At 66.2% G+C, this 21,890-nt stretch carries 15 protein-coding genes; 8 read left to right on the plus strand and 7 right to left on the minus strand.

Annotated features, from left to right (window positions below; translation table 11 throughout):
* The first annotated feature begins 194 nt into the window (after positions 1–194).
* Both CR156_RS15750 and CR156_RS15755 read left to right on the plus strand, forming a co-directional pair.
* The gene (locus CR156_RS15750; protein WP_100553507.1) at positions 195–3,539 is read left to right on the plus strand and encodes a GH92 family glycosyl hydrolase; all 3,345 of its coding nucleotides are present in this window, start codon (positions 195–197) and stop codon (positions 3,537–3,539) included.
* Complete coding sequence (locus CR156_RS15755) at positions 3,536–4,291, plus strand: basic secretory protein-like protein (protein ID WP_100553508.1); 756 nt, start codon at positions 3,536–3,538, stop codon at positions 4,289–4,291. Before CR156_RS15750 ends, CR156_RS15755 begins: the two co-directional genes overlap by 4 nt.
* A gap of 399 nt (positions 4,292–4,690) precedes the next feature.
* On the opposite strand, the gene CR156_RS15760 is transcribed toward CR156_RS15755, so the two are convergent.
* Both CR156_RS15760 and CR156_RS15765 read right to left on the minus strand, forming a co-directional pair.
* The gene (locus tag CR156_RS15760; RefSeq protein WP_100553509.1) at positions 4,691–6,982 is read right to left on the minus strand and encodes an NADP-dependent malic enzyme; all 2,292 of its coding nucleotides are present in this window, start codon (positions 6,980–6,982) and stop codon (positions 4,691–4,693) included.
* A 229-nt stretch (positions 6,983–7,211) separates the two neighbouring features.
* Entirely contained in the window at positions 7,212–8,567 is a 1,356-nt protein-coding gene (locus tag CR156_RS15765) for a dicarboxylate/amino acid:cation symporter (RefSeq protein ID WP_089236772.1), read from the minus strand.
* Between the two features lie 329 nt (positions 8,568–8,896).
* Between CR156_RS15765 and CR156_RS15770 the strand changes: the two genes are divergently transcribed.
* From CR156_RS15770 to CR156_RS22760, 3 genes are all read left to right on the plus strand, one after another.
* Positions 8,897–10,066 carry an OprO/OprP family phosphate-selective porin gene (locus CR156_RS15770; protein ID WP_100462677.1) on the plus strand — a complete coding sequence of 390 codons (1,170 nt, stop codon included), beginning with the start codon at positions 8,897–8,899 and terminating at the stop codon, positions 10,064–10,066.
* A gap of 68 nt (positions 10,067–10,134) precedes the next feature.
* Positions 10,135–12,786, plus strand: a complete 2,652-nt coding sequence (locus tag CR156_RS15775) for a hybrid sensor histidine kinase/response regulator (RefSeq protein WP_089236776.1) — start codon at positions 10,135–10,137, stop codon at positions 12,784–12,786.
* Between the two features lie 186 nt (positions 12,787–12,972).
* A complete protein-coding gene (locus tag CR156_RS22760) occupies positions 12,973–13,641 on the plus strand; it encodes a hypothetical protein (protein ID WP_133120096.1) in 669 nt (222 codons plus the stop codon).
* Positions 13,642–13,700: 59 nt separating this feature from the next.
* Here the strand turns inward: CR156_RS22760 and CR156_RS15785 are convergent, their stop codons facing one another.
* From CR156_RS15785 to CR156_RS15800, 5 genes are read right to left on the minus strand one after another with little or no spacing between them, the layout of a single operon-like run.
* On the minus strand, positions 13,701–14,357 hold the full coding sequence (locus CR156_RS15785; RefSeq protein WP_100553511.1) for a response regulator: 657 nt from the start codon (positions 14,355–14,357) through the stop codon (positions 13,701–13,703).
* Entirely contained in the window at positions 14,326–15,036 is a 711-nt protein-coding gene (locus CR156_RS22765; RefSeq protein WP_133120097.1) for a hypothetical protein, read from the minus strand. The genes CR156_RS15785 and CR156_RS22765 overlap by 32 nt, the downstream gene beginning before the upstream one ends.
* 54 nt (positions 15,037–15,090) lie before the next feature.
* Positions 15,091–16,146, minus strand: a complete 1,056-nt coding sequence (locus CR156_RS15790; protein WP_100553512.1) for an ABC transporter substrate-binding protein — start codon at positions 16,144–16,146, stop codon at positions 15,091–15,093.
* Positions 16,143–17,534 (minus strand): sensor histidine kinase, encoded by a 1,392-nt coding sequence (locus CR156_RS15795; RefSeq protein WP_100553513.1) that lies wholly within the window; start codon positions 17,532–17,534, stop codon positions 16,143–16,145. The genes CR156_RS15790 and CR156_RS15795 overlap by 4 nt, the downstream gene beginning before the upstream one ends.
* A complete protein-coding gene (locus tag CR156_RS15800) occupies positions 17,527–18,216 on the minus strand; it encodes a response regulator transcription factor (RefSeq protein WP_100553514.1) in 690 nt (229 codons plus the stop codon). Before CR156_RS15800 ends, CR156_RS15795 begins: the two co-directional genes overlap by 8 nt.
* A gap of 315 nt (positions 18,217–18,531) precedes the next feature.
* Here CR156_RS15800 and CR156_RS15805 point away from each other — a divergent pair, with 315 nt between their 5' ends.
* From CR156_RS15805 to phbB, 3 genes are all read left to right on the plus strand, one after another.
* Positions 18,532–19,668, plus strand: coding sequence for an OprO/OprP family phosphate-selective porin (locus CR156_RS15805; protein ID WP_100553515.1), 1,137 nt, complete (start codon positions 18,532–18,534; stop codon positions 19,666–19,668).
* Between the two features lie 78 nt (positions 19,669–19,746).
* Entirely contained in the window at positions 19,747–21,075 is a 1,329-nt protein-coding gene (locus tag CR156_RS15810; RefSeq protein WP_100554202.1) for a CitMHS family transporter, read from the plus strand.
* Between the two features lie 25 nt (positions 21,076–21,100).
* On the plus strand, positions 21,101–21,841 hold the full coding sequence (phbB, locus tag CR156_RS15815) for an acetoacetyl-CoA reductase (RefSeq protein ID WP_025874115.1): 741 nt from the start codon (positions 21,101–21,103) through the stop codon (positions 21,839–21,841).
* The last annotated feature ends 49 nt before the right edge of the window (positions 21,842–21,890 follow it).

A 21,890-nucleotide genomic window follows, 5' to 3' on the forward strand; every position in this document is an offset into this window, starting at 1 on the left:
ACTAAATGGCACTTGTCAGGGCGCCGCCGGCTGTTGCAGCATCGGGTCCGATCCATTCCTGACCCGATCGCATGGCCCGCCCCCCACCGGACCTGCATCGCCTCCCGACTGCCCAGTGGCGGGCGGGGCGATGCTGTCCGTGGTGTTCGCCGATGCGGGTTCTGCCTGCCGCCTGCCTTACCGGGAGACCCTGCATGACCCTGTCCGATCCACGCCGCGCCCTGCTTCCGCTCGCCCTGGCCCTAGCCTGTGCGACCACTGCGACACCGGTGCTGGCGCAAGGGCTGCAGACCTCCTTCGAGCCGGGCGAGCCGGCACCGGCCAGATCCGCTGGCGCGCTGTCCGTTGAAGTCGGCAGCGGCCCCGGCGCGCCGTACGCGGCCAAGCGCAACGTCGGCTACAGCGGCCTGCATGCGTTGCACTACAGCGCCAATGGCGGCCAGGCGCGCCGCGAACTGTTCAAGACCGATCTGCCCATCGACACCGACACCACGCTGTCCTGGCTGGTACTGCCGGAGATCGTCGGCAAGGACACCGTGGCCTCCACCTATGTCTCGCTGGACCTGCTGCTGGACGATGGCAGCCGCGTATCCGCCAGCGGCGCGCGCGACCAGCACGGCGTGGCGCTGGGCGCACAGGCGCAGGGCGACTCGAAGACGCTGTATCCGCAGCAGTGGGCGCGCAAGGCGGTACGCCTGGGCGATGTGCCCGCGTTGAAGGGCCGCCGCGTGATCGGCATCGAGCTCGAGGTGGCCAGCGCCGATGGCGCCCCCGTGTCGGGCTGGATCGACGACGTGCGCCTGGACGTGCAGACACGGCAGGCACCGCAGCGTGTTTCCGACTGGGTACTGACCACGCGCGGCACCCAGGCCAACGGCACCTTCTCGCGCGGCAACAACTTCCCGGCCACCGCTGTACCGCACGGCTTCAACTTCTGGACGCCGGTGACCGATGCCGGCGCACTGAACTGGCTGTACCGCTGGAACGAGCAGAACGATGCGAAGAACCGGCCGCAGCTGCAGGCGCTCGCCCTGAGCCACCAGCCCAGCCCGTGGATGGGCGACCGCCAGACCTTCCAGGTGATGCCCTCCGCCACGCGCGGTGTGCCTGAAGCTGATCGCAGCAAGCGTGCACTGCCCTTCGACCGCGCACAGGAAAGCGCGCGCCCGTATCGCTACGACGTGCGCTTCGACAACGGCATCGCCGCATCCATCGCCCCCACCGACCATGCCGCGCTGTTCCGCTTCGATTTCCCCGCAGGCGGCGACGCCAACCTGCTGTTCGACAACGTCGATGCACGCGGTGGGCTGACCCTTGATGCCGCTACGCAGACGTTGTCCGGCTACACCGATACCCGCAGCGGCTTGTCCAACGGCGCCACCCGCATGTATGTGGTGGCCAGCTTCGACAAACCGTGGCGCAGCAGCGGCCAGATCGACACCGGCCGCCCGACCGGCTACATCAAGTTCGACGCAGGCAGCGAGCGCCGGGTGACGATGCGCATCGCCACCTCGTTGATCTCCGTCGAGCAGGCGCGCCACAACCTGGCGCTGGAAATCGCCGCAGCCGATACGCTGGAAAGTGTGGCCGGGCGTGCACAGGATGCGTGGGATGCGCGCTTGGCCCGCTTCGATATCGGCAACGCCAGCGACGACCAGAAGACCACGCTGTACTCCAGCCTGTACCGGCTGTACCTGTATCCCAATTCCGGCCACGAGAATGCGGGCACCGCCGCCGCTCCCGAATGGCGCTATGCCAGCCAAGCCAGCGCCGCCGATGACAACACCGATGGCAGCGCAACGCGCAGCTTCGCACCGGTGCGCGACGGCAAGGTCTTCGTCAACAACGGCTTCTGGGACACATTCCGCACCACCTGGCCGGCGTATGCGCTGTTCACCCCGGAAGATGCCGGGCAGCTGGTACAGGGTTTCATCGAGCAGTACCGCGCCGGTGGCTGGATCGCGCGCTGGTCCTCGCCCGGCTACGCGGACCTGATGGTCGGCACCAGCTCGGATGTGGCCTTCGCCGATGCGTGGCTGAAGGGCATCGGTGGCTTCGATCCCGAAGAGGCCTACGCCGCAGCACTGAAGAACGCCACCGTGGTGCCGCCGGACCGCCATGTCGGCCGCAAGGGCATGGAGCGCTCAACGTTCCGCGGCTACGCCAGCGCCGACGTGCACGAGGGCATGTCGTGGACGATGGAAGGGGCGCTCAATGATTTCGGCATCGCCAACATGGCCGAGGCGCTGGCCACGCGCGCGACGACATCGTCCGCGCGCGAACGCTACGCCACCGAAGCCGACTACTTCCGCTACCGCGCCGCCAGCTACGCGACGATGTTCGATCCGGCCGCCGGCTTCTTCCAGGGCCGCAAGCCCGATGGCAGCTGGCGCCTGCAGGCCAAGGATTACGACCCGCGCGTGTGGGGCCACGACTACACCGAATCCAATGGCTGGACGTTCGCCTTCACCGCCGCGCACGATGGCGAAGGCCTGGCCGCGCTGTACGGTGGCCGCGACAAGCTGGCCGCCAAGCTCGACACCTTCTTCGCCACGCCGGAAACCGCCGACGCCGCGTTCGCCGGCTCCTACGGCGGCACCATCCACGAGATGACCGAAGCGCGCGATGTGCGCATGGGCATGTACGCGCACAGCAACCAGCCGGCACACCACATCCCGTGGATGTACCTGTATGCCGGACAGCCGTGGAAGACCCAGCAGCATGTGCGCGAGATCCTGTCGCGGCTGTACGTCGGCAGCGAGATCGGCCAGGGCTATCCGGGCGACGAGGACAACGGCGAGACCTCAGCGTGGTACGTGCTGGCCTCGCTGGGCCTGTATCCGCTGCGCATGGGTGCGCCGGAGTACGCGATTGGTTCGCCGGCGTTCCAGCATGCGCGCGTCGAGCTGCAGGGCGGCGCGGTATTGACCGTCAATGCAGCGCAGAATTCGCGTGAGAACGTGTACGTGCAGTCGCTGAAGATCAACGGCAAGCCGTGGACGAAGACCTGGGTGCCGCACGAGGTGATCGCCAAGGGCGCGACCCTGGACTTCGTGATGGGCCCGCAGCCGTCGCGCTGGGGCAGCGGCGTGGATGATGTGCCGCGCTCGCTGACCGCGCGTGGCCAGCGACCGCAGCTGCTGCACGACCTTCTGGGCAGCGGCGCGCAGGCAACGCTGGCCGACGGCCGTGCTCTGCCCGCGCTGGTGGACGACGATGCCACGACGGCAGTGCCGCTGGGTGGTGGCGCGACCATCGCGCTGAGCCACGTGGGCGATGGCGTACCGACGATGTACACGCTGACCAGCGGTGATGGCGCTATCCGCGGCGGCGAGTGGACGCTGGAAGCACGTGCCGGCAACGGGCGCTGGGTAACGCTGGACCAGCGCCGCGGAGAAGAGTTCACCTCGGCCCGGCAGACCCGCCCGTTCCGTATCGCTTCGCCCTCACACTACGCCGAGTACCGTCTGCGCCTGGCTGCGCCGGGGCGCCTGCAGCTGGCCGAGATCGAACTGTTGGCGCCCTCCCCCCTACAATGACGTCCATGCGCCTACGTTTCCTCCCCCTCGCTCTTGCCGCCCTTGTATTTCCAAGTCTCAGCCAAGCACAGCCGCAGACCCAGGCCTTCGATGGCCAGGTCAGCCGTGACGGGGTAACGCTGTACTACCAGGACGCCACCGGTGCGCTGGCCGCGCCGGTGCGCAAGCGCATCATCGATACGTTCTACTTCGCCTACCTGCGCGAGCGTGCGGACTTCCGCCCGGCCGCGCCGAACGAAGTGCGCATCGTGATCGATCCGGCGTACAACGGCGTCGCCTTCGTCGGCGACAAGGACAAGGCCAGCACCATCACCATCAATCCGGGCTGGCTGGCCCAGCACCCGGATGACATCGATCTGGTGACCCACGAAGCAATGCACATCGTGCAGGGCTACCCCAGCTACGGCGACAAGCGCGTGCCGGGCTGGCTGGTGGAGGGCATCGCCGACTACGCACGCGATCGCTACGGCATGAACAACGCCGCTGCGGGCTGGGCGTTGCCGGACAAGCTGAGCCAGGGCCAGACGGTGGAAAGTGGCTATCGGGTGACCGGTGCTTTCCTGAAGTGGGCCGAAGCGGCGCACCCGGGACTGGTGCTGGCACTGGACAAGGATCTGCGCGACGGGCGCTATGCACCCGCGCTGTGGCAGAAGCACACCGGCAAGACCCTGCCGGCGCTGTGGACGGAGTACGCCAAGCCGCGCTCCCCGGCCCCTGCGCCGCCGCCCGCACGACGCGCGAAGCGGCGGTAAGTTCAACGTTGCCGGGGCGATGCCCCGGCAGCCTTCAACGCGATTGCACGAAACCGGCGTACAGCGCGAACAACTGCTGGAAATACCGCTTGCTCACTCGACTGCGCATGACACTGCTCCGCCCATGGAAAGTTGGTCGGGCCCAGGGTGGGAAGGCCGGTCCGGTCCCTTCCCACGGCCAGGCCGCGTGGGCGTATTGGGCCGCAGCGAGGTTGCAGGGCGATTACCGGGCGGCTGCAGTTCTCCGGTAGCGCCGGGCCACGCCCGGCGGAATGCGAGAAGCGCCGCGCTGCGCGCTCGCCGGGCATGGCCCGGCGCTACCCGATCCGGTTTCCGCGTTGCGGAAACAGAAACGCGCCCCGAAGGGCGCGTTTCTGCAGATCGCAGCGGAACGAAGGCTTACGCCTTCTTTTCCGCTTCGATCTGCTTGCGGATCTGCGCATCGACGGCGGCAATCGCGGTCATGTTCAGGATCCGGCGCGAGGTAGCACTGGTGGTCAGGATGTGCACCGGCTTGTTGACGCCCATCAGGATCGGGCCGATCGCCACGCCATCGGTGAACACGCGCACCAGGTTGTAGGCGATGTTGGCTGCTTCCAGGTTCGGCAGCACGAACAGGTTGGCACGGCCCTGCAGGGTCGAGCCCGGCAGCAGCTTCTGGCGCAGGGCTTCATCCCATGCGGTGTCGCCCTGCATTTCGCCGTCCACGTTCAGACGCGGGTTGCGCTTGAGCAGCAGCTCGCGCACCTGGCGCATCTTCAGCGCATCCTTCGAATCGTGGCTGCCGAAGTTGGAGTGCGACAGCAGTGCCACCTTCGGCTCGACGCCGAACAGCTTCATGCGGTACGCCGCCTGCAGGGTCGCTTCGCACAGCTGCTCTGCGGTCGGGTCTTCCTGCACGTGGGTGTCGACGAAGAAGAACACACCCTGCTGGTTGATCACGCCGGTCATCGCCGAGGTCGAGGTGACCTTCGATTCCAGCGGCAGCACGCTGCGCACGTAACCCAGCTTCTTGTGGAAGCGGCCGACAATGCCGGTCAGCATCGCATCGGCTTCGCCACGGGCCACCATCACGGCGGCGATCAGGGTCGGGCGCGAACGCATCAGGTTCTTGGCGGCGGCCACGGTGACGCCACGACGGCCGGTCAGGCCGTGGTAGTACTGCCAGTATTCGTTGAAGCGCGGGTCGTCATTGATGTTGGTGACTTCAATGTTCTCGCCGATCTTCAGGCGCAGGCCGAGGCGTTCGATGCGTGATTCGATCACTTCCGGGCGGCCGATCAGGATCGGATGTGCCAGGCCGTCGTCGACCACGTTCTGCACCGCCTGCAGCACCACTTCCTCTTCGCCTTCGGCATACACCACGCGCTGCTTGTCGCTGCGCGCGCGGTCGTAGACCGGCTTCATCATCAGGCTGGTGCGGTAGACGAACTGCGACAGCTTCTGCCGGTAGGCTTCCATGTCGGCGATCGGACGTGCCGCCACGCCCGAATCCATCGCGGCCTGGGCCACGGCAGCCGACAGCTCCACCAGCAGGCGACGGTCGAACGGACGCGGAATCAGGTACTCACGACCGAAGCTCGGGGTTTCACCGCCATAGGCCGAGCCCATGTCGGTGGCGGCACGGCGGGCCAGCGCGGCGATCGCGCGCACGCAGGCGATCTTCATTTCCTCGTTGATCGCGGTCGCGCCGACGTCCAGCGCACCGCGGAACAGGTACGGGAAGCACAGCACGTTGTTGACCTGGTTCGGGTAGTCCGAACGGCCGGTGCCGATGATCGCGTCCGGACGCGCAGCGCGCACCAGTTCCGGCATGATTTCCGGGGTCGGGTTGGCCAGGGCGAAGATCACCGGATCCGGCGCCATCGTCTTGACCATCTCGGCGGTCAGGATGCCCGGTGCCGACAGGCCCAGGAAAATGTCCGCGCCGTCGACGATCTCGGCCAGGGTGCGCTTGTCGGTATCGCGCGCATAGCGCTGCTTTTCCGGGTCGAGGTCGGTACGGCCGGTGTGGATCACACCCTCGCGGTCGAAGGCCAGGATGTTCTCCGGCTTCAGGCCCAGCTGCACCAGCATGTTCACGCAGGAAATGCCGGCCGCGCCCATGCCCGTGGTCGCCAGCTTCACTTCTTCGATCTTCTTGCCGGTGATCGCCATGGCGTTCAGCACCGCGGCACCGACGATGATCGCCGTGCCGTGCTGGTCGTCATGGAACACCGGGATCTTCATGCGCTCGCGCAGCTTGCGCTCGACGATGAAGCACTCCGGTGCCTTGATGTCTTCCAGGTTGATGCCGCCGAAGGTCGGCTCCAGCGAGGCGATGATGTCGACCAGCTTGTCCGGGTCGTTCTCGTCCACTTCGATGTCGAACACATCGATGCCGGCGAACTTCTGGAACAGCACGCCCTTGCCTTCCATCACCGGCTTGCCAGCCAGCGCGCCGATGTTGCCCAGGCCCAGCACCGCGGTGCCGTTGGAGATCACCGCCACCAGGTTGCCGCGGGCAGTCAGCTCGCTGGCCTGCTGCGGATCGGCCTTGATCGCTTCACAGGCGTACGCCACGCCCGGCGAATACGCCAGCGACAGGTCGCGCTGGGTCAGCATGGGCTTGGTAGCGGAAACCTTGATCTTGCCGGGCGGAGACATCCGGTGGTAATCGAGGGCGGCCTGTTTGAAATCTTCGTTGGACATCGATGTGGGTTACATGAATGGGCAGAAGGGACAGGGGATCATACCCCCGTTGGAGCGGTCGGACCTGTCGCTATGCTGTCGCAGTGATGCTGCGACCGCACAATTCCATGGCGTATGCGACGTTATCAGAGCACAGCTTCGGCGCTGGCGATGACAGCCGTGGGACGCCTTGAAACGCTGCGGGGCCGTGCCACTGTCGTGACCGGCCCCGCAGTACCACACACCCGGATCAGCCCTTGGCGGGCAGCGCCTCGGCCATCGCCAGCGGCACGGCATCGACCGGCGGCGGCAGTTCGCTTTCGCGACCATCCAGCGCCAGCTTCAGGCGGTCGCGGTCCAGCGCACCTTCCCAGCGCGAGACCACCACCGTGGCCACCGCGTTGCCGATGAAATTGGTCAGCGAACGGCATTCGCTCATGAAGCGATCCACGCCCAGGATCAGCGCCATGCCGGCCACCGGCACTTCCGGCACCACCGCCAGGGTGGCGGCCAGGGTGATGAAGCCGGCACCGGTGACGCCGGCCGCGCCCTTGGAGCTGAGCATCGCCACCAGCAGCAGCGCGATCTGGTGGCCCAGGGTCAGTTCGGTGTTGGTGGCCTGGGCGATGAACAGCGCGGCCAGGGTCATGTAGATGTTGGTGCCGTCCAGGTTGAACGAGTAGCCGGTGGGAACCACCAGGCCGACCACCGACTTGCTGCAGCCGGCACGTTCCATCTTCTCCATCAGCGACGGCAGCGCCGACTCCGACGACGAGGTGCCCAGCACCAGCAGCAGCTCGGCCTTCAGGTATCGGGCCAGCTTGAACACCGAGAAGCCGCACAGGCGGCAGACCACGCCCAGGATCACCGCCACGAACAGGAAGGCGGTGAGGTAGAACGAGCCGACCAGCCAGGCCAGGTTGACCAGCGAGCCGACGCCGTACTTGCCGATGGTGAAGGCGATGGCACCGAATGCACCGATCGGCGCGGCCTTCATCAGGATGTGCACCAGCTTGAACACCGGGGCGACCAGCGCTTCCAGGAAGTTCTGGATCGGCTTGCCCTTCTCGCCCACCGAGGCCAGCGCGATGCCGAACAGCACCGCCACGAACAGCACCTGCAGGATGTTGCCGTCAACGAAGGCACTGAGCAGCGTCTTCGGAATGATGTCCATCAGGAAGCCGACCAGGGTCAGGTCGTGCGACTTCTCGACGTAGCTGTGTACCGCAGTCTGGTCCAGCTCGGCCGGGTTGATGTTCATGCCGGCGCCGGGCTGCACCACGTGCGCCACGATCATGCCGACGATCAGCGCCAGCGTGGAGAAGAACAGGAAGTACGCCATCGCCTTGGCGAACACCCGGCCCACCGTGCGCAGATGGGTCATGCCGGCAATGCCGGTGACGATGGTCAGGAAGATCACCGGCGCGATGATCATCTTCACCAGGTTGATGAAGGCATCGCCGAGCGGCTTCATCTTCTCGCCGATCAGCGGCTCGTAGTGGCCGAGGACAGCGCCCAGGACGATCGCCACGATCACCTGGAAGTACAGCTGGCGGTAGAGCGGCAACGGCTTGCTGGGCACCGGCGCAGCGGTCGGGATGTGCATGGCGGACTCCGGAAGGGGCGTTTTCAGGCACGTACGGCCCCGGAAATGCACGGGAACCGTTACCGTGGAAACTGATCGCATGCCCCTCGATTGCAGGCACAGGGGTGCGACCAATGGACGCCTTTGTACGCGCCACGCACCGCCACGCAGATAACCTATTGGTACTAGCCCCCCGGTTCAGGTGGCTGCGCTGCCTACACTGGCGCCGCACCGCTGATCGCGGGGATGCCGGTGGCCCGACCTGAACGGCCGGGCGCGTCATTGCGAAAGTTCCGGCCATTGCGGCCGTTGTTGTCCTGTCCACACGCATCTGAGAGAGCCGCACCATCATGCGCCCGATTCCCACCTTGCTCGCCCTTTCCCTGGCGGCGCTTCCCGCCTTCGCTTCGGCTGCCGATTTCGACAACTGGCCGACCAAGTACACCTTCGGCGACGGCACCGAACTGGCCGCCACCGCCAACATCGCCTACGACTACAACGACTTCTCGTCCGCCAGCGGCATCGAGGATGACGACGCGGTGCGCCGCAAGGAATTCGGCGCGACCCTGAAAAAGAAGGGCGTGTACGACGCGATGGTCTACTACGACTTCCAGGCCGACACCTGGCTGGACGTGTTCGTGCGCTTCGAGAGCAAGGCGTTCTTCGGCCGCGATGTCGGCCGCTTCCGCTTCGGCTACATGAAGACCCCGGTCGGCCTGGATGCGAACACCTCCTCGCGCGCCGGCAGCTTCCTGGAAACCGCGCTGCCCGTGCAGGCGTTCTACGCAGGCCGTCGCACCGGCGTGGAATGGGTGCTGGAGCGTCCGCAGTACCTGCTGCAGGCCGGCGCCTATGGCGGCAAGGACCTGCAGGGCGACAACCCCGGCACCACCCAGGCGGTGCGTGCGGTGTGGACGCCGGTAAAGGCACCGGGCGATGTGATCCACCTGGGCCTGGCCTATTCGCAGGAAAACCCGCGCGGTTACCACGATGGCCGCGACGTGCATCATGAAGCCAGCGCGCGCCTGCGCGCCCGCCCGGAAGCCGGGCTGACCGACATCCGCCTCGTCGATTCGGGCGCGCTGGTCACCGCCGACCAGATCCGCCGCACCGGCCTGGAAGGTATCTGGATCCGCGGTCCGTTCTCGCTGCAGGCCGAAGCGCTGCAGGCGACGGTCACCCGCAATGATGGCAAGCCCGACTACACCGGCCACGGCCAGTACGCGATGGCCAGCTGGGTGCTGACCGGCGAATCGCGCCCGTACAACGCCGGCGCCGTTGCCAACATCAAGCCGGCGCACGACTACGGCGCGGTGGAACTGGTGGCCCGCTACAGCCGCCTGGACCTGGACGACGGCAGCATCCTCGGCGGCCGCCAGCACGACCTGACCCTGGGCGCGAACTGGTACCTGACCAGCCACTTCAAGTTCCAGGCCAACTACGTGAAGGTCGATGCCAGCCGTCGCGGTGTGCACAGCACCCCGGAGATCTTCGAACTTCGCGCGCAGATGCACTTCTGATCCCTTCCACGTGTCAGATCCCGGCGGGCGTGTACACCCCGCCCGCCGGCCCTGCGTAGACTGCCGCCATGTATTGGCTCAGCCGCCACCGCCTGCAGTTGCTGACCGTTCTGGTGATGGTGGCCGGCACCGTGCTGTGCGCGGTCGCCGCCGGCCACTACGCCTGGCGTCGCGCCCTGGGCACGGAAAGCGCACAGGTGCAGCGCCAGCTGCAGCTGTATGGCCAGGGGCTGCAACAGCGCATCGACCGGTTCGGCACCCTGCCGCAGGTGATGGCGCTGGATCCGGACCTGCAGCACGCACTGCGGGTACCGCCCTCGCCCGCCGAGCGGCAACGCCTGAACCTGAAACTGCAGCGCGCCAACCAGGTTACCCGCACCTCGACGCTGACCCTGGTCGGCCGCGATGGCGTGGCCGTGGCTGCCAGCAACTGGGACCAGCCGACCAGCAACGTCGGCGAGGATTACAGCTACCGCCCCTACTACCAGCAAGCACTGGCTCATGGCCGTGGTCGTTTCTACGGCATCGGCATGACCACCGGCGTGCCCGGCTATTTCATGTCCGAAGCCATCCTGGATGCCGACAGCCAGCGCATCGGCGTGATCGTGATCAAGATCGAGCTGTCCGCGCTGGAACAGGAATGGTTGAACAGCCCGGACGTGGTGCTGACCAGCGACAACCACGACGTGGTGTTCCTGGCCAACCGCGATGCCTGGCGCTACCGCCTGCTGCGCCCGCTCGGCGCGGAGGAACGCAACGAGATGCGTGCGGCGCGGCAGTATGCCGATCGCTCGCTGCAACCGCTGCGCGTACGCACCGAAGATGTGCTGGCCGATGGCGGCCGCATGGTCCGCCTGCTCGACCCACCACTACCGCAGGCAATGCTGTGGCAGACCCTGGCGCTGCCCGACGAGGACTGGAGCCTGCATCTGCTGCATGACGCGGGCGCGGCCACCAGCGCTGGCCGCGGCGCGGCCGTGGCCGGCGCCGCCGCATGGCTGGCGCTGGGATTCCTGGTGTTGTTCGTGCAGCAACGGCGTCGCCTGTCCAAGCATCGCCAGCGCAGCCGGCGCGAACTGGAAACTCTGCTCAAGCAGCACGCGCAGGAGCTGCGCACCGCCCAGGACGGCCTGCTGGAAGCCGCCACCGACGCCGACGTCGGCTTGAGCCGCAGCCTCGAACATCTGCCACAGGGCGTGGTGGTGATCGACAAGGAGCAGCGTCTGGTGGCGTGGAATTCTCGCTATCTGGAGCTGTTCCGTTTCCCGGCGGGGCTGGTGCGGGTGGGCCGCCCGATCGAAGAACTGTTCCGTTTCAATGCACGTCGTGGCCTGTTGGGCCCCGGTCCGATCGACGAGGCCATCGAACGGCGCCTGACCCACCTGCGCAGCGGTCGCCCGCATATGCGCGAGAGCGAGAAGGACGACGGCACGGTGCTGGAGATCCGCGGCAACCCGCTGCCCGATGGTGGGTTCGTCACCAGCTATGCCGACATCACCAGCTACAAGAACGCCGCACGCGAACTGCGCTCGCTGGCCGATGCGCTGGAACACCGCGTGGCCGAACGCACCCAGGATCTGGACGAAGCACGCCGCGAAGCCGAACAGGCCAACCGCTACAAGACCCGCTTCGTGGCCTCGGCGGTGCACGACCTGCTGCAGCCGCTGAATGCCGCGCGCATGTTCGTGTCGGTGCTGCGCGGAAAGCTGAGTGACCCCGCGCAGCAGCAGACCAGTGACCATATCGACGCCGCACTGGCAGCGCAGGATGCGATCCTCAACAGTCTGCTGGATATCTCGCGGCTGGAATCGGGATCGTTGCAGGTCCGCGTGCGCGCTTTTGCGCTTTCGCCTTTACTGGAAACCCTGGCGCGCGAGTTTGGCATCGCCGCACAGAGCCGTGGCCTGCAGCTTGACTGGGTTGACACTCACGCGGTTGTGGTCAGCGACGAAGCGCTGCTGCGGCGCATCCTGCAGAACTTCCTGTCCAATGCGCTGCGCTACACGCCACGTGGACGCGTGCTGATCGGCTGCCGACGCGCAGGTGACCAGTTGCGCATCGAGGTGCATGACCAGGGCCCGGGCATTCCGGAAAGCCTGCAGGGCGAGATCTTCGAGGAATTCCGCCGCTTGAATGATGGCGTGGAGCAGGAACGTGGCGCCGGCCTGGGCCTGGCCATCGTCGAGCGTATCGGCCGCCTGCTCGGCCACCGCATCAGCCTGCGTTCCACGCTGGGCAAGGGCAGCGTATTCGCCGTCAGCGTGGCACTCGGACGCGCCGACGAGGTGATTGCACCGCCGGCGGCGCCGGTCATCGCGACCGAGCCGTCTGATGACAGCCCACTGCGCCAATGTCGGGTATGGAGCATCGATGATGACCCGCATGTCTGTGCGGCGACCCGTGCCCTGCTGGAACGCTGGGGCTGCAATGTGGAACTTGCCGACGGCCCGCAGGGCGCGGTGGAAATCGCCAGCGCGTTGAACGTGCCGCAGCTGTTGCTGCTGGACGTGCGCATGGGGCAGTGGCACGGACCAGACCTGTATGAAGCGCTGTGCACGCTGTGGCAGGCGCGGCCGCCAGTGATCCTGGTGACTGCCGAGCGCGATGATGCGCTGAAGGCGCATGCTGCCGAGAACGGTTGGGGCTTCCTGCTCAAGCCGGTGCGGCCACCGGCGCTGCGTGCATTGATGACGCAGTTGCTGTTGCGGCATCGCGGGTAAAGCTGTCGCACAACGCGCGGACCATCGGCCGCTCTTTGAGAGAAGGCTGAAAAGCGACCCACCCATGGATAGAGGATGGGCATAGTCTGAACAGCAGACGAGCAATTGCCCTACTTACCACCGTTGCTGAAGATCAGAAAATTGCATGACCGGGCCAATCGGCCAGCCAGACCAGAGGCATTGATCGTGCCCGTTTCTCCCGTACCTCCTGCATTTACAAGATATTTCAGCCCGATCGTGGCGACGCTCCTCGGCCTTTGCTGCAGCGGATGCATCGATGGCAAATCACCGAAAGCAGACGGGAATCAACAGGGAACTACAGAAGAAGGCAGCATCGGCCAGCGTCATCCAGACACGCCCGACTCAGCCAACCCGCGTGGCCGCACATTGTCGAATCAGGGCATTTCGGCGTCGAGCGGGAATCGTACGGAACGCACATCCGAGTACCTTCAGGTCGAGTCTGGATTCATGGCAAACAGGGGCATCTCAAGCCAGACGGCTGAAGACCTTCTGCGGTCGAGTCGTAGTACCCATGATGCAATCGACCGCATGACCATCGACGCAGCATCCAGCCCTGATGCGCAGGACCTGGCCAGGCACTATCGATCGTCTCTCATCCGCGCAATGGATCAGAACACCGTTCTTGAGCGCCTTGCGTGCGGCCTGAGCATATGCATTGGCATCGCTCGAGCCCGAAGCAACGCCGATCACGAGGCATGGGTCCAGAGGCTGGCGTCAGACCAATCGTCTCCCACATACAGCTACGCGGAAGTAGCTGAGAGTATCGGTGCGGGATACGAAAACAGATTCATTTTCTCTATCGATCCGGAACTGAACTCGATCAGCGGACACTGATCGAGGAAGCGGAACAGAATCAACACCGACTCAGTACTTGATTCGATGTCCTGCCGCGATCAGCCATCCAACCCGGCGCGCGCGTCGCCTTCCGGCTCCAATGCCTTTACCAGCACCGCCGCCTGGGTGCGGCTGTGGCATTCGAGCTTCTTCAGGATCGCGGTCACGTGCACCTTCACCGTGTTCTCGGCCAACCCCAGCTCATAGGCAATCTGCTTGTTGAGCAGCCCGTCGGCCAGGCACAGCAGCACCCGGAACTGCTGCGGCGTGAGCTGCGCCAAACGGCTGGCCAGCAGCGCGTCGGCCTCGGAACGCTCGGCGGCCATCGCCGGGAACCACAGGCCACCATCGAGTACCGCCTGCACCGCCTCGCCGATGGTTTCGGCCGGGGCCGACTTCGGGATGAATCCGGCGGCGCCGAACTGCTGGGCGCGACGGATCACCCGCGGATGATCGTTGGAGGACAGGATCACCACCGGAATGTCCGGGTGCGAACCGCGCACGTGCAGCAGCGCGGAGAACCCATGCGCGCCCGGCATGGTCAGGTCCAGCAGTACCAGATCCACATCGGGCTGTGCATCCAGCGCCGCAGCCAATGCTTCGGCGCTGGCGACCTCGCGCACCTGCGCCAGCGGCAGGCTCTGCCGCAATGACTGCACCACCGCCGAACGCAGCAGCGGATGGTCATCGGCGATCAGGATGGTGTATTCGCTCATGGGGCAAGTTTGGCACGTCACCAAAGGGAATACCTTCTTCAGTTGCATCGCCGGCCAGTCGATGGCCCGGGGAGGGCTGCCGCGACCGCAGTGCAGACTCTCTGTAATTCAGAAAATGCGGCGCCAACCAGATCGTCAGATACACGACACCAAAGAGCAGGATTGTTCCAACCTTGCCATACGTACTGCGCATCACTTCGTACAGATCCTCACGCAGGGTTGAAGGAACGCTGCCAATGCGCTGAAGATCCAACAATCGCTGCGCCGACCGTACGTCAATCCGCATCCGAGGGTAGTCACCTCTCTCCAGAACGTCTTTTCGATGTACCACAGCCGATCCTCGCTGGACCTCGGAGTACTTCAGGTCCGCAGCCCTGCACGCAAATTCCACGAGCGCGGCATTTCGTGGAGCCAGGCATTCATCGATCAGGTCCAGCAACTCCGCATATTGAATCGCGTCATAGTCTTGGCCAGCCGCTTTGGCTCGATAGTCACTTCGCTCCAATTGATACGAACTCAGATGATTGATCAGCAGAACGTACAAGCCGACCAGAATCACAGAGGAACCAATAATCAGGAGTACTCGCCTCACCGCTGTTGTACGGGCCCAGTGCATGCTGCGCATGACACCTGAGCCAATCATTTCAACGTCTTCGAAGTTGTCCTTCAGCCTTCCCAATGGTCATTCCTCGCACGACAGGAAACATGATATCGGCGGGAATGGCACCTGGGTTTAGCGCCCCGCCGGCTCCACGCTGCTGCGCCAGGCATCCAGGAACTGGCGGCGCTTGAGCACATCCAGGTAGACCAGCAGGCCGGGGCCGAGCTGGATCGGGCGGCGGCTGCGCCCGGGCGCATCGTCGCCGCGCGCATCGCCGCGCACGATCGGCATCAGCCGGGCCTGGCGCGCGAGCACCTGCTGGCCGCGTGGCGACAGCAGGTAGTCGAGAAAGCGTCGCGCTTCCTGCGGGTGCGCTCCAGTGCGCGGAATCACCGCGGTGCGCAGTACCACCAGCGTGTAGTCCTCCGGCTCGACGATGGCCAGCGGTGCGCCCGCGTCGATACGCGCCTGCGCATACGAGCCCAGCACGTTGTAGACCAGCGACAACTGACCGCTGGCCACCTGGTCCAGCAGCACGCCGGTGCGCTCCTCGCGTACCACCGCGTTGTCCCCCAGCGCACCGAGCAGGGCGCCGGCGATGCTGCCGCGCTGGGCATCCTGGGTCGCCAGCAGGTAACCCACGCTGCTGCGTTCGATATCGTAGGTACCGACCTTGCCGCGCAACGGCGCCCCTTCCGCACGCAGCAGGTCCAGCAGTTGTCGACGCGTGTGCGGCACTTTCGCGGCCGGCAGCCTGCGCGTGTTGTAGACCATCACCACCGGCTCGTAACTGATGCCGAACGCCTCGCCACGCCACTGCGCCCACGCAGGCAGCGCCTGGGTCTGCACCGAGCGGTGCGGCAACGCATGACCGTCGTTGACCAGCTTGGTCTGCAGGTCCATGCCGCTGGAGATCAGCAGATCCGGCGACGCAGGTCCGGTGCGGTCATGCAGGTAACGCGCGTACAGATCCTGGGTGATGATGTCTTCGTACACCACCTCGCTGCCCGGATGCAGCCGCTGGTAGTCGGCAATGACCTCGGCGAAAACCTCGATATCGGTGGTGCCGTGGATGCGCAGCTGTGCAGTCGCGGTGCCCTGTGCGGGAAAGCGGCGTACATCGCCGGGCGCAGCGAGGGCCGGCACGGCCAGCAGCAGGGCAACAGTGGCGGCAAACAGGCGGATCATGTGCTGCTCCGGGGCAGGCGGATGGTGGCGACCAGGCCGCCCTGCGGTCGATTGCTGAGATCGATCTGGCCACCGTGGCTGTCGACCACCCGCTTGACGATGGCCAGGCCGAGGCCGGCACCGCCGGAGGGCGCGCCCTCGCCCCGTGCGAAACGCTCGAACACGCGTTCGGCATCCGCAGCGGCGATGCCCGTACCGTGGTCGGCGATGGTCAGCACGGCCTGCGCGCCCTCAGCGGTCAGCGCGATCTGCAACGGACCATCGCCGCCGTACTTCAGCGCGTTGTCGACCAGATTCTTGATGGCCTCGCGCAGCAGCAACGCGTCACCGTGCACCTGCACCGGCTCGGCCGTCATCGCCAGCTGCACGCGCGGGGCGGGCCCGGCCTGCGGCAGTGCTTCGTGCAGCGCCTGGTGCACGGTCTCGGCCAGGTCCACGGTGGCGAAGCGCTGCAGATGTGATCGATGGATCACGCTGGCATCGCTGAGCAGCTGGTTGAGCAGGCGGCTCATGTGGGTGGCGTTGCGCTCGATCGCCAGCAGGCTGCGCCGCATGTCCTGCGGGTCGTCGTCATCCAGCGCCAGCTGCGCCTGCGCGCGCAGCGCTGCCAACGGCGTGCGCATCTGGTGCGCGGCCTCGGCCATGAACGCACGCAGGGTTTCATTGCTGCTGGACAGGCGCTCCATGAAGCGGTTCAGCGCTGCCACCATCTGGTCCATCTCGCGTGGCACGCGCGCGTCCAGCGGTTTCAGGTCGGACGGCTCGCGGCGTGACAGTTCGCGCTCGACCCGGACCAGTGGCCGGAACGCGCGGTGCACGCCGAAGGCCACCAGTGCCAGCAACAACCCCGACAACACGCCGATCGCCAGCAGCGCACGGTTGACCAGTTCCTGCGCCACCGCTTCGCGCGCACGCCGGGTCTGCCCCACCTGCACCTGCACCTCGCCCTGCGCGGAGGCAGCGGCAAAGCTGCGCCCGACCACGACGAAACGCACGGTCTCGCCGCTGTAGGGCGCATCGAACAACTGCGGTTGCGTGCCCGGCCGACGCGGCGACGCGGGAAGATCGCCGTAACCGGTGATCAGGTTGCCACGGCTGTCGGTGACCCGGTAGAACACGCGGTCTTCCGGCGCCATCGCCAGCAGGTCCAGCGCCGCATACGGAAGGTCCACCTGCCACTGGCCGTCCACCAATGCCACCGAATCGGCGATCGACAGGGCCGAGGACACCAGCAGATGGTCGTAGGAGCGGTTGGCCGCGCGTTGGCCGTAGTCGCGCGCAGCGAACAGCAGCGCTACCGCGAACACCGCCAGCAATGCGCCCAGGTACAGCAGCAGGGTGCGCCGCAGCGACCCAGGGGCGGCGCTTGCGCTGCGCGCGTCAGCCATCGGTGTCGGTGCTGTCATCGCTGGCTTCCAGCAGGTAGCCGACACCGCGCACCGTGGTGATCCGCAGCGGCGCGCTTGCCAGCTTCCTGCGCAGGCGACCGATATACAGCTCGATGGCGTTCGGCCCCGCTTCGTCATCGAAGCCGAACAGGCCATTGCCGATCTCATCCTTGCCCACGACCTGGCCCATGCGCCCGACCAGGATCTCCAAGAGGCGATATTCGCGGTTGGGCAGCTCGATCGGCTCGCCATCCAGGGTCACCCGGTGCGCAGCGTTGTCGAACTGGAAGCCGCCAATCTGCACCACTTCGCTGGCCTGTCCGCGCGCACGTCGCAGCAGCACACGGCAGCGCGCTTCGAATTCACGGAAGTCGAAAGGTTTGCCCAGGTAGTCGTCAGCGCCGACATCGAGTGCCTGCACGCGATCTTCGATGCCATCGCGTGCGGTCAGCATCAGCACCGGCGTGCTGTCGCCGCGCTCACGCATGCCGGCCAGCACCCGCAGCCCATCCAGCTTGGGCAGGCCGATGTCCAGCACCACCAGATCGAAACTCTGGTAACGCAGCACGCTGGCGGCGGCCAGGCCGTCGGCCTGCCAGTCCACCGCGTGACCACTGCGGCGCATGCGACGGATGATCGCATCGGCCAGGTCCGGGTTGTCTTCGACCAGCAGCAGGCGCATGGGCGGGGGCGTGAGGGGGGAAACGAATGCTACCGCATGGCGCCGCTGCGCTCGCCGGGCATGGCCCGGCGCTACCTATGCTGACAGGTTCCGCCGGGCGTGGCTCGGCGCCACCGGGTGCATCGTCGCGGGGTAGCGCCGGGCCATGCCCGACGGTCTTTTACGCTGCACCGCACAAACCGCTGACAGGACGATGACAGCTTGCGCGACACAGACTGCGGCCGCGCACCGTCCGGTGCCCACGATTGCCGCGCGCCTGGCGTGCACCTGGGAGGGTTTGTGGAATTGAGTATTGCCTGGCGGCGTCCTGCCGCCATGATGGCCCTGGCTGCGCTGGCCGCGCCGGCCTTCGCAGAGGGCGAGCGTCCGGTGACCGCCACGGTCGGCGGCCGCCTGCACCTGGACTTCGCCACCTTCGACAACGACAACCGGGGTACGCCGAACAAGGACGACACCGAGATCCGCCGTGCCTGGGTTGACGTTTCCGGCAAGTTCTTCGTGGTCGACTACAAGCTGGAAGCCGATTTCTCCGGCGACCGCGTCGAGGCCAAAGACGTCTACCTGAGCCGCAGCTTCGGCGATGCCGGCCGGCTCACCGTGGGCCAGTTCAAGCAGTATTTCTCGCTGGATGACCGCACCGGTTCCAACTACGGCAGCTTCCTGGAGCGCGGCAACGCCGGCACCACGCTGGCGCCGCTGTACCGGCTGGGCGCGTCCTGGCAGGCCAATCCGGGCGATTTCACCTGGGCAGCCAGCGTGTACAGCCTGGAAAGCATCGATGCCTGGCAGGTCAAGGGCCGCGCCGCCGGCGGCCGCGTCACCTGGGCACCGGCCCCCAGCGACGGCAACGTGCTGCACCTGGGCCTGTCGCTGGCCCGCGAGGCCTACGACAACCCGGGTGGCAACGGCACGCCGGGCCTGAAGATCCGCCCGCGTCCGGCCGGCCATCTGTCCGACGAGAGCCGCCTGACCCTGGTGGACTTCTCCGCCGGCCGCGATACCGACGTCAACAAGTGGTCGCTGGAATACGCGCAGGTGCGCGGCCCGCTGTCATGGCAGGGCGAGTTCAGCGGCGCCACCTTCGATGATGGTGCCCAGCGCGCTGATGTGATGGCCGCCTACGGCATGCTCAGCTGGTTCGTCACCGGTGAGAGCCGCGCCTACGACCGCAAGACCGGCCGCTTCGCCCGGGTCAAGAACATCCGTCACAAGGCCGGTGCCTTCGAAGTGGCCCTGCGCTACGACCAGATGTGGGGCGCACAGCACCTCGATGGCCAACCCGACCTGCGCCGTGGCAGCACCGAAGGCTGGACGCTGGGCGGCAACTGGTACCTGCGCGACAACCTGCGCTTCATGCTCAACGTGATCGAAAGCCGCAACCGTGATCGCCTGGCCGGCACCACGGTGGACCGCACGCGCGCGGTCACCGGGCGCCTGCAGTTCGACTTCTAAACGCGTTTTCCCCGGGCGCGCACGCTCCCGGGCCCCTTCCACGTCCCACGTCCTGTTTCCTCTAGGAGTCCGCAGATGATGCTGAGCATCCTCGGCTTTGGCATGGTCATTACGTTCATGTACTTGATCATGAGCAAACGACTGTCGCCACTCGTTGCCCTGATCACCATTCCCATCGTCTTCGCCCTGATCGGTGGCTTCGCTGCCGGCATCGACGAAATGATGCTGGAAGGCATCAAGAAGATCGCGCCGACCGGCGTGATGCTGATGTTCGCCATCCTCTACTTTGGCGTGATGATCGATGCGGGCCTGTTCGATCCGCTGGTGCGGATCATCCTGCGTTTCGTCAAGGGCGACCCGATGAAGATCGTGCTTGGCACCGCCGTGCTGGCGATGCTGATCTCGCTCGACGGCGATGGTTCGACCACCTACATGATCACCGTCTCGGCGATGCTGCCGCTGTACCAGCGGTTGGGCATGAACGCGCTGAACATGACCTGCGTGACCATCCTCGCCGGTGGTGTGATGAACCTGACGCCGTGGGGCGGCCCGACCGCGCGTGCGGCCACCGCACTGCACGTGGACCCGGCCGATGTGTTCGTGCCGCTGATTCCGTCGATGGTGATCGCCTGCGCCGGCGTGCTGCTGCTGGCCTGGTACCTGGGCCTGAAGGAGCGCCGTCGCCTTGGCGTGGTGACCCTGCCCAAGGGTGGCAGCTGGATGGACAACAGCGTGTCCGACGACGGCAATACGCTGCCGACCGTGGAAGATGCCGAAGACACCAAGCGCCCCAGGCTGCTGTGGGTGAACCTGGCGCTGACCGTGGCCCTGATGAGCGCACTCATCATCGGTGTGCTGCCGATGCCGGTGCTGTTCATGATCGGCTTCGCCATCGCGCTGGTGATCAACTACCCGAACCTGGCCGAGCAGCGCCGCCGCGTGGTCAGCCATGCCGGCAGCGTGCTGTCGGTGGTGGCGCTGATCTTCGCCGCGGGCATCTTCACCGGCATCCTCAACAACACCGGCATGGTCGAGGCGATGTCGCACAGCTTCCTGGCGATCATCCCCGACAGCTGGGGTCCGTACCTGGCGGTGATCACCGCTGTAGCGTCGATGCCGTTCACCTTCTTCATGTCCAACGACGCGTTCTACTTCGGCGTGCTGCCGATCCTGTCCGAAGCGGCCGGCAACTACGGCATCACGCCGGTGGAAATGGCCCGCGCCTCGCTGGCCGGGCAGCCGGTGCACCTGCTCAGCCCGCTGGTGCCCTCCACCTACCTGCTGGTGGGACTGGCCAAGGTCGAATTCGCCGACCACCAGAAGTTCACCCTGAAGTGGGCGATCGCCATTTCGTTGTTGCTGATGGTCGGCGGCCTGTTGTTCGGTCTCTATCCCTTCACGGCCTGATTCCCTTACCAAGGAGCGTTCTGCAATGACTCTTCGCATCGCCTACGTCACCAGCGGGATGGGCAGTGTCGGCACTGCCATCTGCCAGAGCCTGGCCCGTTCCGGCCATACCGTGGTCGCCGGCTGCGCACCCAACTCGCCGCGCAAGGCCAACTGGCTGCGCGAGCAGCGCGAACAGGGCTTTGATTTCATCGCCTCCGAAGGCAACGCGACCGATTGGGCGTCGACCACGGCGGCCTTCGCCAAGGTGCGTGCCGAAGTCGGCGAGGTGGACGTGCTGGTCAACAACTCCGGCGGCAGCCGCGACCTGCTGTTCCGGCAGATGACGGTGGAGGACTGGAATGCGGTGATCGCCTCCAACCTCAACTCGCTGTTCAACCTGACCAAGCAGGTGGTCGATGGCATGGCCACGCGTGGCTGGGGCCGCATCATCAACATCGGTTCGGTCAGCGCCCACAAGGGCCAGATCGGCCAGGTGAACTACGCCACGGCAAAAGCCGCGATGCACGGTTTCAGCCGTGCGCTGGCCGCTGAAGTCGCCTCGCGCGGGGTCACCGTCAACACACTGTCGCCGGGCTACATCGCCAGCCAGGCGATCAGCAGCTTCCCGCCGGACGTGCTGGATCGACTGGCCGCGTCGGTGCCGGTACGACGCCTGGGTCGCCCGGAAGAAGTGGCCGGCCTGTGTGCCTGGCTGGCCTCGGATGAGGCCTCCTACGTGACGGGTGCGGACTATCCGGTCAACGGTGGCCTGTACATGGGCTAGCGCTTTCCCACGCAGGGCGTGGGTCTACTCCCCTCCCCCGGTAGGTTCA

Source organism: Stenotrophomonas lactitubi (assembly GCF_002803515.1).
Classification (GTDB): domain Bacteria; phylum Pseudomonadota; class Gammaproteobacteria; order Xanthomonadales; family Xanthomonadaceae; genus Stenotrophomonas; species Stenotrophomonas lactitubi.

What these genes read in the sequence shown, in the direction of transcription:
- CR156_RS15750 (WP_100553507.1), top strand. Translation starts at nt 195, where the DNA reads ATGACCCTGTCCGATCCACGCCGCGCCCTGCTTCCGCTCGCCCTGGCC.
- CR156_RS15790 (WP_100553512.1), bottom strand. Translation starts at nt 16,146, where the DNA reads ATGATCCGCCTGTTTGCCGCCACTGTTGCCCTGCTGCTGGCCGTGCCG.
- CR156_RS15755 (WP_100553508.1), top strand. Translation starts at nt 3,536, where the DNA reads ATGACGTCCATGCGCCTACGTTTCCTCCCCCTCGCTCTTGCCGCCCTT.
- CR156_RS15795 (WP_100553513.1), bottom strand. Translation starts at nt 17,534, where the DNA reads ATGGCTGACGCGCGCAGCGCAAGCGCCGCCCCTGGGTCGCTGCGGCGC.
- CR156_RS15765 (WP_089236772.1), bottom strand. Translation starts at nt 8,567, where the DNA reads ATGCACATCCCGACCGCTGCGCCGGTGCCCAGCAAGCCGTTGCCGCTC.
- CR156_RS15760 (WP_100553509.1), bottom strand. Translation starts at nt 6,982, where the DNA reads ATGTCCAACGAAGATTTCAAACAGGCCGCCCTCGATTACCACCGGATG.
- CR156_RS15800 (WP_100553514.1), bottom strand. Translation starts at nt 18,216, where the DNA reads ATGCGCCTGCTGCTGGTCGAAGACAACCCGGACCTGGCCGATGCGATC.
- CR156_RS15805 (WP_100553515.1), top strand. Translation starts at nt 18,532, where the DNA reads ATGATGGCCCTGGCTGCGCTGGCCGCGCCGGCCTTCGCAGAGGGCGAG.
- CR156_RS15770 (WP_100462677.1), top strand. Translation starts at nt 8,897, where the DNA reads ATGCGCCCGATTCCCACCTTGCTCGCCCTTTCCCTGGCGGCGCTTCCC.
- phbB (WP_025874115.1), top strand. Translation starts at nt 21,101, where the DNA reads ATGACTCTTCGCATCGCCTACGTCACCAGCGGGATGGGCAGTGTCGGC.
- CR156_RS15810 (WP_100554202.1), top strand. Translation starts at nt 19,747, where the DNA reads ATGCTGAGCATCCTCGGCTTTGGCATGGTCATTACGTTCATGTACTTG.
- CR156_RS15775 (WP_089236776.1), top strand. Translation starts at nt 10,135, where the DNA reads ATGTATTGGCTCAGCCGCCACCGCCTGCAGTTGCTGACCGTTCTGGTG.
- CR156_RS15785 (WP_100553511.1), bottom strand. Translation starts at nt 14,357, where the DNA reads ATGAGCGAATACACCATCCTGATCGCCGATGACCATCCGCTGCTGCGT.